This window comes from Coleofasciculus sp. FACHB-712, from assembly GCF_014695635.1.
GTDB lineage: Bacteria > Cyanobacteriota > Cyanobacteriia > Cyanobacteriales > FACHB-T130 > FACHB-T130.
The window spans coordinates 1-12,111 of record NZ_JACJOQ010000564.1; the positions used below are offsets into that span (position 1 = coordinate 1).

Here is a 12,111-nt window from a genome sequence, read left to right on the forward strand (position 1 = left end):
ACTTCTGCTTGTACGCCCAGTTTCCCTTCCGTACCCACCTCACGCGCCACCCGCGTCACTTCCGAGGCGAAGGAGTTCAACTGATCCACCATCGTGTTGACGGTGTTTTTTAGTTCTAAAATTTCCCCGCGCACATCGACGGTAATTTTCTTCGACAAGTCGCCATTTGCCACCGCCGTCGTCACTTCTGCGATGTTCCTCACCTGGGAGGTTAAACTTCCCGCCATGAAGTTCACCGAATCAGTGAGATCCTTCCAAGTTCCGGCAACTCCCTTCACTTCTGCCTGACCGCCCAACTTCCCATCTGCACCCACCTCACGCGCCACCCGTGTGACTTCCGAGGCAAAGGAGTTGAGCTGATCCACCATCACGTTGATGGTGTCCTTCAAATCTAAAATTTCGCCTTTGACATCAACCGTGATTTTCTTGGATAGGTCGCCATTTGCTACTGCCGTCGTTACTTCTGCAATGTTCCGCACCTGCGCGGTCAAGTTTCCTGCCATCAAGTTCACGCTGTCGGTGAGATCCTTCCAGGTTCCGGCAACACCGCGAACTTCTGCCTGACCGCCCAGTTTACCTTCTGTACCTACTTCGCGGGCAACCCGCGTGACTTCCGAGGCAAAGGAGTTCAGCTGATCCACCATCACGTTGACGGTGTTTTTTAGCTCTAAAATTTCGCCTTTGACATCGACGGTGATTTTCTTGGATAGGTCGCCATTGGCAACCGCAGTCGTCACTTCGGCGATGTTCCGCACCTGCGCGGTCAAATTTCCTGCCATCAAGTTGACGTTATCGGTCAAATCTTTCCAGGTGCCTGCAACGCCCTTCACTTCTGCTTGCACGCCCAGCTTGCCTTCCGTACCCACTTCACGGGCAACCCGCGTTACTTCTGAGGCAAAGGAGGAAAGCTGATCCACCATCGTGTTGACGACCTGTGCGGTTTGGAGGAATTCCCCTTGCAAGGCTCTACCTTCAATCTCCGGTGCGATTCTCTGAGATAGGTCGCCATTGGCAACTGCCCGGATCACGCGAGCAGTTTCAGCGGTCGGTTGAACTAAATCTGTAATTAGGGTATTGACAGAATCTACACTTGCTGACCAGGAACCCCCTGCCGTTCCAATCGAAGCACGCTGGGCGATTTTTCCTTCTTTCCCAACAACCGTGCTGATCCGTTCTAGCTCAGTCGCCATCCTCTGATTCATCTCAATGATGTCGTTGAGCGTATCGGCAATTTTCCCCGCCATGCCAGTCTGGTCAATCGGCATCCGGACAGAAAAGTCACCTTTTTTAACAGCTACGAGCGTTCTCAGGAGCTGTTTGGCATCGAGATTATCGGTATCGGGGGTTGCCGGTGCAGTGGGCATAGCTTTATCCTTCGAGGATGGTTACTTTTTGTCGCAGCCTGAGTAACGGGTGCAAAATTCTGTCATATCAATGATGATTCTGACGCACTGCGACCCTTTTTGAATACTTTTGGGCGACTCAAACGTGTTAACTTCTCGTTACAAGACGCAGGCTGAGCATTGCTACTTATCATTCAACAGCCGCGTTGTCGCTAACCAGTGGTGCGTAGATGCTTGTTTTCCGAGACTTGTTTGAGTTTATGAGTACAAGGTCGCTGTGTCAGTCATTAATATATCAAGAATCAGTTGGGTTGAGGGGTAGGCGCTAAGGGCAAGGGAGAGAGGATGCGATCGCATCCTCTCTCCCAGCAGAGTATCCCAAAAACAAAGCAAATTGTGTAGTAGTACCCACAAGAGGTGCTACTACACAATTTTAATGGTCATTTAATTGTCAGCAACGCTAAACTTTGAGCATGAATTTTGAGCATAAAATCTATTCGTGTTCTACCACAAATATATTTGCATAGAGGTTTGCTAATATTTGCTTTCCCTCTTGCGTCATCTCTAAGTAGCGTAATCCATCCTGGATGTAAGGATATACGACATTCCAGTAAAACTTCGGGTAGTTTCTTCGTAAATCTCCGGGAGTTTTGTAACCCAATGTTTTATTCACCCCGGTTTCTTCAAATTCGTAGAACAATCCACTAATTTTTTGCAAGTAGCGCGGATCGCTAAGTTGACCAATTAAATCGGCGGCACGAATTAAGCCTGGAAAGTTATTAGTATCTTGATGATCTGCATCTGCTGGCACAGGAAAACGAGTTAACTCGATATTGTTCTTGATTGTTTCTGTATCTATCAGTTTGTGACCGCCAAAACGCTCCTCAATAAACAGTTTTCCGCGATCTACATGATAAGGTGTAAGGCTAGCATCGGTTAATCCGGTTGGCAGCGAAATGAGCAAGTTGTCAATACCTGTGGCATACACCCTTTCACTGGGTCGATCTTGCAGGCAAACTCCTTTGACGTAGCCAATATCATGGCACAACAAAGAAATGATACAGTGCAACCAATCTTCGCAATAAACTCCCCCAAAGCGGATATGTTTGCCCCGCAGAATTGCTTGTCCCACTAAGGTGACAAAGATGGTGTGCTCGACGTTGTGATAAAGGGCGTCGCTGTTAGCAATATTTTCCAGAGCCATGTTTCCAGCCCAGACGATGATATCAGGGTAGTCTGGTTTAAGACCGCCGTAAGTGCGGCAATAGGCAGCTCGCAGGCGTTCAACGAAGGTATCGATCATCACCATTGTGGGATTAAACATCTCTAGTCCCCTGATAAAATTGAGAGCGCATTTAGAAAATTCAATTAAAGAAAATCAATTGTTATAAATTGATTAAAATTTTGAAGCGTCTACTGATTGGCCTAAAACTACTCTTCTAGGGCGTTTAATTTTATTCATTTTCTAAATTAAAACACGCTTACTTGCTACTTCTATCAGTAGTTTTACTTACCTTTATGCAGACCGCAACCAGGAAAGCTCAGAAGTTCTGAGTGTTTTTCAGGCTACAGCAAAACTGAAGACGCGAGAGCATTCAGTTTGGCTAACCCCTGTTACACATCAGACCTAATTAATTCAGGAAACCCCAGGAAAGTTCAGGAAATCTCCAGTCTTTCCTCTGTTATCTGCTATAGGAGATTGTTTTTGCTTGCACCTTCCCAGGGTTTCTTAAGGTGGTGTAATACCATTTCAGTAATTGCCTGCAACACAGCCGACGAATTGCTGCGATGGGAGCGCCGCTACTCTAGTAACAAGAAGGAGAAAGAGAAAATCGCCAGTATAGTGCCAGTAAAGCTAATAAAATCTCTGAGAAGTGTCAAAAGTTGCCCTTTTTTCTAGCGTTAGCGTTCGCGAAGCGGCGCGGATGTGGGAAAGGGATGCGCGATCGCGCATCCGCGCTGCTTCGCGGGGATGCAAGGGATATCTCTACCGTTTAAGCGTCTCAATTAGGACTTTTCAGGCATTCTCTAATAGGTGTAACAAGATTAATAGCAGGAGAGGGTTACGCTTTAGACTCAGCCATCAGGATTCCCTTAGAGCTTAGAAAGAAGGAGTCCCTGGCTCAGGGGAGTTTTGTCCGCTTTATTGCCATCGACGGGCTGTGGCAGCTACATTTTTATAATAGGAAGTAATCCTAGGCTTACTGTTTGGTTGCACTTATAAAAAGTTATCAAATATACGCAAGGTGCAATTTTAAATAAGCCTTTGATTCTATCAGTTCCTATTTTCAGATAAAGCTGCTCAGTATTTTTATTGACAAGAGCTGAGAACGCTATGTAAATTTAATCGCTCAGTCTTCTAAAATGAACCTTCCTATGTGAATCAGGTTGCAAAATTTATTAAATGTTAAATATAGCAAATTTGCTCGATTTTTAATCTGTTTTTAAGAAACCGCGAAAGACGCACTAGCCTTAATTGAGCTATACACTTTCTTCGCTAGAGCAAAAAGAAAACGATAAAAAAGAAGTTTCTGAACACCTAAAGTTGTTATCAAATAGCCCTTTCAAGCAAGCATGGAAATTAACGAAGCATTAAAATTTATAGACGATTTAATTTTTGTTAAAACAGGAAAGCACTTAAACGATCTGGAAAGGGAAATATTTCTAGGATCTTGGGAAGGAAAAACTTATGAAGATATTTATCCTTTGAATCCTCAATATGTAGAAAAAGATGTTGGCTATAAATTATGGAAGAAGCTTTCGGTAGTTTTGGAGGAAAGAGTTAGCAAAAAAAATTTCAAAGGGGCAATAGAACGCGCTCAGAAGCAGGAGTCGCACTCAGCAGAACTACCACCGAACGGGAACCAGAACCATTCCCAAAAAGAGGTAGAAGTATTTACGAAGAGAATTTTTATCTCGCACCGCGCACAGGAGCCAGATAGGGGACTAGCAACTCAATTTTACGAAACCCTGAATGCTTCTGGATACACAGCCTTTATGGCGAGTGTAGGCGCACCTACAAGGGATGTCCAGAAAGGCGAGGGTCAGAGACATTCCTCAGAAAAAATCGGATGGTCAGCGCCGCCTCTTCTCTCTCAAATTGATACAGAGTTACAGCAATGCGACTACTTTTTGCTGCTAATTTCTCCCCAGACGGCGGTAAGTGAAATGGCGATCGAAGAGTTGCGACGAGCGAAGGAATTGCGCTCTATTCAGAATAAGCCAGCCGTGCTAACAATTCGCGTTAATTGTCCCTCGAATACTCGGCTAAATCACGATTTACGCAGCTATCTTGATGGAAATGAACAATTTGAGTGGAACTCGCCTGCTGACACTCCAAGTATTGTGCAAAAAATTCTGAGTTTACTGGCAAGAAGCGTGGAGTCCGGCGTTGTAGAGGCAGATTTAACTAGGATATCCGTGGGGATACCTGAGGAATCAATCGATTCATCTCTAGAGAAGCCTGAAAGCCTAACTCCTTTAATTTCCCAGGAGGATGAAGGGACATCCGTCATCCTGCATTCTTCAGATGCACCCCTGCCAGTAGCAGAACCAGAGTTACCCAATGGTCAGGTGCGTCTGGCTTCTGCGTTTTATGTAGAGCGAGTTCCTTATGAAACTCAGTGTTACAAGGAGATTTTGCAACCAGGCGCTTTGATTCGGATCAAGGCACCGAGACAGATGGGGAAAACTTCGCTGATGGCGAGGATTCTTTATCGAGCAAACGAGCAAGGTTATCGGACGGTACCGTTGAGTTTTCAGCACGCGGATACGGCAGTTTTTACAGATTTAAATCAACTTTTGCGGTGGTTTTGTGCCCGAATTTCTCGAAAGCTGCGCCTTCCTCATCAATTAGATGATTATTGGACGGATACTTTTGGTAGTAAAGATAATTGCACGATTTATTTTGAGGATTGTTTGCTGTCAGCATCTGACAGTCCGTTAGTATTAGGGTTAGATGAAGTGGATCGGGTTTTTCAATATCCCAAAATTGCTGACGATTTTTTTGGGTTGTTGCGGGCTTGGTACGAGGAAGCTGGCTATGGGAATGGCGATAGCGATCGCTGGCAACAACTCCGGCTGGTGGTGGTACACTCAACGGAAGTTTATATCCCCCTCAATGTCAATCAATCGCCGTTTAATGTAGGGTTGCCGATTGAGTTACCGGACTTTAGCCCGGAACAGGTGCAAGATTTAACTCAGCGGCATGGACTGAATTTGAATGCAACGCAGGTTGAGCAATTAATGAGGCTAGTTGGTGGACATCCTTATTTAGTCCGATTGGCGCTTTATCATATCGCGCAGCAAACGATTACGCTGGATCAACTGTTAGAAACTGCACCCACAGAGGCGGGACTTTACGATGACCATTTGCGAAGACATTTATGGAATCTGCAACAACATCCAGAGTTAGCAGATGCTTTCGCTAAAGTAGTGATGGCGGACACACCCATCGAATTAGAGTCGGTGCCAGCATTTAAATTGCATAGTATGGGGCTGGTACAGTTGCAGGGCAATTATGTCGCGCCGCGCTTCGATTTATATCGGCAATATTTTAGCGATCGCTTGTCAATTAAAAACTAAAAATTAATAGGGATTAGTTGAGTTAATAGTTGAGCTATCTCTTAGGCAAATTTTAGATAACTGTTAGCTAAAAGTATAGAGCAGTTATTCATTACTCACAAAAAACTCATTTGTCAGAAGCATGGTGTTTTCTACCCAATCAGAAGCCCTTATGAGTCAACAGCCAAACCCAGGCTATAACTATAAAGTCGGTGGACATTTGCCTCTTGATGCTCCTACTTATGTAGTGCGACAGGCAGATTTTGACCTTTACGAGGGGTTGAAGGCGGGAGAGTTTTGTTATGTGTTGAATTCTCGGCAGATGGGGAAAACTAGCTTGCGGGTGCGAACGATGCACAAGTTGCAAGCGGAAGGATTTGCCTGTGCAGCGATAGACTTGACGAAAATTGGTAGCCAAGATATTACGCCGGATCAGTGGTATGCCGGAGTGATGCGGCGGTTGGTGACGAGTTTCCAGCTTTCAGACAAGATTAACTTACAGAGTTGGTTGCGCGATCGCGCTTTTTTACCTCCGGTGCAGCGCTTGAGTGAATTTATCGAACAAGAGCTGCTAACATCAGTCAGCCAGAAAATTGTTATTTTTATCGACGAAATTGATAACGTCCTTAGCTTAAATTTTAAGACTGATGACTTTTTTGCGTTTATTCGTGCTTGCAATGAATACGAACGTCTGACTTTTGCCTTGCTAGGGGTAGCGAGTCCCTCTGATTTGATGCAAGACAAAAACCGGACTCCTTTTAATATCGGTCGGGCGGTTGAATTATCTGGCTTTCAATTACACGAAGCGCAGCTTTTAGCAGGGGGGTTAGCCGGGAAAATTAGCAATCCTCAAAAAATGCTAAAAGCGGTATTAGATTGGACGGGAGGACAGCCGTTTCTTACCCAAAAACTTTGTAAATTAGTCCTTCAACAAGCAGAGCAAAACTTATTACCCATTAGCCAAATCCCAGATTGGGTTGAGAGATTAGTGCGCTCGCGGATCATCGAGAGTTGGGAAGCAATGGATGAACCACCGCATCTAAAGACGATACGCGATCGCATTCTCCGAATTGGACAGCGCAGCCGTACGCTACTGGATCTCTATCAGTTAATTTTGCAACAAGATGAATTAGCATTTGACGAAAGTCCCGAACAAATCGATTTATTACTATCAGGAGTAATTGTCAAGCGGCAAGGGAAGTTAAAGGTATGTAACCGCATTTATGCCTCTGTATTTAACGAGAGGTGGGTAAACAAGGCGTTAGCGGATATGCACGCCGACTTCATGCAAGTTGTTGCTACCCAAGAACAAAAACTTCTATCGATGCTTAGCGTGATGGAAGGCAAAACATTTGATGATATTCTTTCAGAAATATTAGGTTCTATTACTTTAAAAATGGGCGAACTACTGAGTGTAGATCGCACAACAGTTTTCTTTATAGATGAAGAAAAAAGTGAACTTTGGTCAATTATTGCTAGGCATGAAGACGGAAATCATCCCGAACTTCAGATTTTGTCAAATAAAGAAACTAAAGGACGATTAACTTATTTCAAAAAATTTGTCAGCACTCCCTTTAGTTTTTGCGACGATCCCGCTGAGTTGGAAGCGGAGGAATTAGATACAAATAAGGGATATCGCACCTACAACGAGTTGATTTTACCAATATTAAATGAGCAGGGAGATTTAGTTGCTGTTGTTCAATTACTGAATAAGTTAAAGCAGCCGAATAATCCACAAGCTCGCTATTCAGAAAGAATTGATAAATACGGTTTCACAGAAGCCGATCAAAAACAGTTTGCTGACTATGCTCCGGCAATTCGACGAATTCTAGAAAGATGCCAGTATTGCTATAAATTAACCCAAAGACTACAAGCCTCAGAAGCACTGACAGAAGCAACGCGATCGCTCTCTCAAAGCAGCCTTGACTCTGAAGAAGTCTTGGGTCGCGTCATGGATGCGGCAAAAAAACTGATGAATGCCGATCGCAGCACCCTTTGGCTAATCGATCGAGAGGCAGATGAACTATGGACAAAAATTCCTTTTGAGGACGGTTCTGTTCGAGACTTGCGAGTCAAAGTAGGGCAAGGTTTCGCTGGCAAAGTTGCTGCATCGGGAGAAACTTTAAATATTCCCTTCGATCTGTACGATCACCCTGATTCGGAGACAGCTAAGAAAACAGATCAGAAGACGGGTTATCGAACTTGTAGTTTACTCTGTATGCCCGTTTTCAGCCCTGATGGTGAATTATTGGGTGTTACCCAATTAGTGAATAAAAAGAAACCGGGTGTTTTTCCAGAATATAACCCAGATCATTGGCCCGAAGCCCCCGAATGCTTCAAGGCTAGTTTTGATGGGAATAGTGAAAAATATATGCAGATTTTTAACTCTCAAGCGGGGGTGGCTCTGCAAAATGCCCAGAAATTTGCCAGCGTCAAACAAGAGGCAGAATCTCAACAAAAAAATGTGGTCAGTCAAACTCTGGCGATGCTCAATAGTGTCATGGATAACCAGGGTTTTGATGATATTTTAGATAGCACCTTGCGTTCGATTACTCTAAAAATGGGCAAATCTTTGAGTGCCGACCGCACGAGTATCTTTTTATTAGATGAAGACAAACATGAATTTTGGTCAATTATCGCCGAAGCCGATGGAGATGGTTCTTTAGAAATTCGGATACCTGCTAATAAAGGAATTGTGGGCGAAGTGGCAGCCCGCAAAGAAGTTATTAATATTCCCTTCGATTTCTATGACGATCCTCGCTCTGATGCAGCAAAAGAGCAAGACAAAAAAAACGGCTATCGCACTTATACAATGTTGGCGTTGCCACTCTTAAATGAGCAGGGAAATTTAGTCGCAGTTATTCAGTTACTCAACAAATTAAAGCGATTTGGCGATCGGACTGCATCCTTAGCAGAAAGAATCGATCGACAGGGCTTTACCAAAGCAGATGAAGAACGATTTGCGGAAAATGCCCCAATGGTTCAAATGATTTTAGAAAGCTTCCGCTCTTATCATAAAACGGCTAGAGGGCAACGAGTGGCAGCCGCATTAATGGCAGCAGCTCGTTCAGTGAATCAAAGCAGTTTGGATCTTCAAGAAATTCTCAAACGGGTGATGGAAGCAGCTAAGAAACTGATGAATGCCGACCGCAGTACTTTGTGGATTTTAGATCAAAAGCCTGGTGAATTGTGGACGCAGATTCCCTTTGACGATGGCTCGGTAAAAGAATTGCGGGTGAAAGTAGGACAAGGTTATGCTGGCAAAGTTGCCGAATCTGGAGAGCCTTTGAATATTCCTTTTGATTTATATTCTCGCCCAGATTCGGAGACAGCCAAAAAAACCGATCTTCAGACAGGTTATCGCACTTGTAGCTTACTATGTATGCCAGTTTTTAGCCCCGATGGTGATTTGATTGGCGTGACTCAATTAGTGAATAAAAGAAAGCAAGGAGACTTTCCAGAATATGAAAGTCCCGATCAGTTGGCATTTCTACAAGAGGAAGCTCCGGAATATTTTAGGGCTAGTTTTGATGACAGCGATCAAAAATATATGCAAATTTTTAATAATCAAGCTGGAGTCATCCTCCAAAATGCCGAACTTTTGGCAGCCGTTAAAAAACAAGAGCGATCGCTTCGAGACAACCTGAGTGAATTGTAAATTTAAGCGTTGGTTCAGTACTTTGGGAATAACCCCATCCCGCCTTACTAAGAAACAGTGTTGAAGTTTTAAATTATCTAAAATTATCTAAATGCCTGCCCCGTCGAGGAACTCCGTAATCAGCCGATTAGAAGCATTTGAAATGATCGCCTTCTGAAGGCTAGCGTGCATGGCAACGGGTACCTTTCTTTGAATTTTTAACGATTCAATTTCCTCCTCTAAAAATTGAATCCGGTCAAACAAAGCCCGTATTACTTCCGCTTCTGGATCTTGCAGGCTTTCATTGTTAACGGAAGCATCCAAATTATCTTTGCGGCGGACAATTCGACCCGGAACGCCAACTACCGTGGAATGAGACGGAATATCCCGCAAAACAACGGAACCGGCACCGATACGGACGCTATTTCCAATGTGAATATTTCCTAATACCTTCGCACCCGCTCCCACTACGACATTTTCTCCTAAGGTTGGGTGGCGTTTGCCTATTTCTTTGCCAGTACCACCGAGCGTTACGCCTTGGTAAATCAGGGCGTTGTCTCCCACAATTGCAGTTTCTCCAATCACAACGCCAATGCCGTGATCGATGAAAACGCCTTTGCCAATTTTAGCTCCCGGATGAATTTCAATTCCCGTGAAGAAACGAGCCAAGTGGGAAATCAAGCGAGGAATGAAGGGAAACCCAAGGCAATAAAGCCAGTGCGCCACCCGATGAAAGAAAAGTGCCTGTAAGCCTGGATAGCAGAACAGCACCTCCAGCCAATTGCGTGCCGCTGGGTCGCGCTGAAAAATTATTTGGAAATCAGCGATCGCAGTCTTCAGCAAGGGGCGCTTCTCCCTTCAAGTGTGAGATGGATAGCAAGCAAATTAAATCACCCGTAATTTTGTAGGGATACCGTAATTTTGCTCCTAAGTAGGAGTATGCCATAGCCTATCTACAAAAACAATCCTAAAACTGCATAATTCCTACCGACGAACCGTAGTATAGTGGAAAACGTTCTTGGCTGGAGATAATCCCATGCGATGGACTGTCCTGTAAGGTGAGGTACGCTTTCCTGGCTCTCCTAGAACTAGCCAGCCACCACAAGCCGCGAGACATCCTGCAAATAGACCACATCGCTGCCGGTCAACAAATACCAGACCGCTATTTAGCGCAGGTGTTGATGACGTTGTGGCGCTGCGGTTTAGTCCTCAGTCAACGAGGCGCTTTCATCAGGTTATTTGTTGGCGGAGGAACCCCAGCGAATTACGGTGTGACAGGTGCTGGCTTGTTTAGAGGGGACAGAGAAACTGGAACCCTTGAGTCTAACTGCTTCGCAAACCCTTGAAGACTTTGCGATTAAGGAAATTTGACAGGAAGCACCGACAGATAGGATTCGCCACGGGCGATCGCTTCACGCCGTCTTGCAGTGCGAGACGTTACAGGATCTGCTCTCGAAATGGGATGAGAGTCAACAGTTGAGTCCATGTTTTACATCTAACTTTGGCGGAGTAGTAAAGATGCGAATTGCTCATAATGTCACGGAATTAGTTGGTCATACGCCTCTGGTTGAGCTGAATCGGATTCCGCAATCTGAAGGCTGTGTAGCGCGAATTGTTGCGAAGTTGGAGGGGATGAACCCGACCGCTTCAGTAAAAGACCGCATTGGCGTCAGCATGATTCAAGCTGCTGAGGAAGCTGGTTTCATTCAGCCGGGAAAAACGATTATCATTGAGCCTACTTCTGGCAACACTGGCATTGCGCTGGCGATGGTAGCGGCGGCGAAAGGCTACGCCTTGATTTTGACGATGCCAGAGACGATGAGCCAAGAACGGCAGGCGATGCTCAAAGCTTATGGTGCCCAGCTGGAACTGACTCCTGGAGCTGAAGGCATGAAGGGAGCGATCGCTAGAGCCGAACAAATTGCGGCGACAACTCCGAATGCTTTTGTACCGCAACAGTTTCGCAACCCAGCCAATCCCCAAATCCATCGGGAAACGACAGCCGAGGAAATTTGGGCTGATACTGACGGTGAAGTAGATTTCTTGGTTGCGGGAATTGGGACAGGTGGCACGCTGACGGGAGTGGCTGAGGTCATCAAGGCACGAAAACCGAGTTTTAAAGCGATCGCTGTAGAACCAGTTAGCAGTCCAGTTCTCTCTGGAGGTCAGGTGGGAGCGCATAAAATTCAAGGGATTGGTGCTGGATTCATCCCAGATGTTCTCCGAACAGAGCTAATCGATGAAGTGATTGCTGTTACGGATGAGGAGTCGATTTATTACGGTCGCCGCTTGGGTCGAGAAGAAGGGTTGTTGTCGGGTATCTCTGCGGGAGCTGCTTTAGGTGCTGCAATTCGGATTGCTAAACGTGAAGAGAATGCAGGTCGTTTGATTGTTATGGTGCAACCCAGTTTTGGCGAACGTTATCTGAGTACACCGTTATTTCGAGAACCGGAAATTCAGGATTATCCAGTTCTGGTTTAAACCAACGGTTGGAGTCGTTGTATCAGTGCATTAGTGCTAATACTTAGTGCTAATACTTTGATGCAAGACGCGATCGCATTTATTTTA

At 45.1% G+C, this 12,111-nt stretch carries 8 protein-coding genes; 4 read left to right on the forward strand and 4 right to left on the reverse strand.

Annotated features, from left to right (window positions below):
- Positions 1-1,364: HAMP domain-containing protein (locus H6F50_RS20300; RefSeq protein ID WP_190430101.1), on the reverse strand; the 1,364-nt coding region annotated here is incomplete at its 3' end.
- A gap of 472 nt (positions 1,365-1,836) precedes the next feature.
- Positions 1,837-2,667 (reverse strand): Npun_R2479 family HD domain-containing metalloprotein, encoded by an 831-nt coding sequence (locus H6F50_RS20305; RefSeq protein ID WP_190430102.1) that lies wholly within the window; start codon positions 2,665-2,667, stop codon positions 1,837-1,839.
- Positions 2,668-3,917: 1,250 nt separating this feature from the next.
- Between H6F50_RS20305 and H6F50_RS20310 the strand changes: the two genes are divergently transcribed.
- Together H6F50_RS20310 and H6F50_RS20315 are read left to right on the forward strand one after the other, a co-directional pair.
- Positions 3,918-5,927: an AAA-like domain-containing protein gene (locus tag H6F50_RS20310; RefSeq protein ID WP_190430103.1), complete on the forward strand. Its 2,010-nt coding sequence runs from the start codon at positions 3,918-3,920 to the stop codon at positions 5,925-5,927.
- 151 nt (positions 5,928-6,078) lie between these two features.
- Positions 6,079-9,564, forward strand: a complete 3,486-nt coding sequence (locus H6F50_RS20315; RefSeq protein ID WP_190430104.1) for a GAF domain-containing protein — start codon at positions 6,079-6,081, stop codon at positions 9,562-9,564.
- Positions 9,565-9,651: 87 nt separating this feature from the next.
- Here H6F50_RS20315 and cysE read toward each other — a convergent pair whose 3' ends face one another.
- Positions 9,652-10,386 carry a serine O-acetyltransferase gene (cysE, locus tag H6F50_RS20320; protein ID WP_190415958.1) on the reverse strand — a complete coding sequence of 245 codons (735 nt, stop codon included), beginning with the start codon at positions 10,384-10,386 and terminating at the stop codon, positions 9,652-9,654.
- A 215-nt stretch (positions 10,387-10,601) separates the two neighbouring features.
- Between cysE and H6F50_RS27285 the strand changes: the two genes are divergently transcribed.
- Positions 10,602-10,889 (forward strand): Rrf2 family transcriptional regulator, encoded by a 288-nt coding sequence (locus H6F50_RS27285; protein ID WP_347277190.1) that lies wholly within the window; start codon positions 10,602-10,604, stop codon positions 10,887-10,889.
- An 11-nt stretch (positions 10,890-10,900) separates the two neighbouring features.
- On the opposite strand, the gene H6F50_RS27735 is transcribed toward H6F50_RS27285, so the two are convergent.
- Positions 10,901-11,029 carry a hypothetical protein gene (locus H6F50_RS27735; RefSeq protein ID WP_277877696.1) on the reverse strand — a complete coding sequence of 43 codons (129 nt, stop codon included), beginning with the start codon at positions 11,027-11,029 and terminating at the stop codon, positions 10,901-10,903.
- Positions 11,030-11,061: 32 nt separating this feature from the next.
- Between H6F50_RS27735 and cysK the strand changes: the two genes are divergently transcribed.
- A complete protein-coding gene (cysK, locus tag H6F50_RS20330) occupies positions 11,062-12,024 on the forward strand; it encodes a cysteine synthase A (RefSeq protein WP_190430105.1) in 963 nt (320 codons plus the stop codon).
- Positions 12,025-12,111: the final 87 nt, after the last annotated feature.

Bases quoted from the DNA above. Each gene is read 5' to 3' on its own strand.
- H6F50_RS20305 (WP_190430102.1), bottom strand. From the start codon at position 2,667: ATGTTTAATCCCACAATGGTGATGATCGATACCTTCGTTGAACGCCTG.
- H6F50_RS20310 (WP_190430103.1), top strand. From the start codon at position 3,918: ATGGAAATTAACGAAGCATTAAAATTTATAGACGATTTAATTTTTGTT.
- H6F50_RS20315 (WP_190430104.1), top strand. From the start codon at position 6,079: ATGAGTCAACAGCCAAACCCAGGCTATAACTATAAAGTCGGTGGACAT.
- H6F50_RS27735 (WP_277877696.1), bottom strand. From the start codon at position 11,029: ATGGACTCAACTGTTGACTCTCATCCCATTTCGAGAGCAGATCCTGTA.
- cysK (WP_190430105.1), top strand. From the start codon at position 11,062: ATGCGAATTGCTCATAATGTCACGGAATTAGTTGGTCATACGCCTCTG.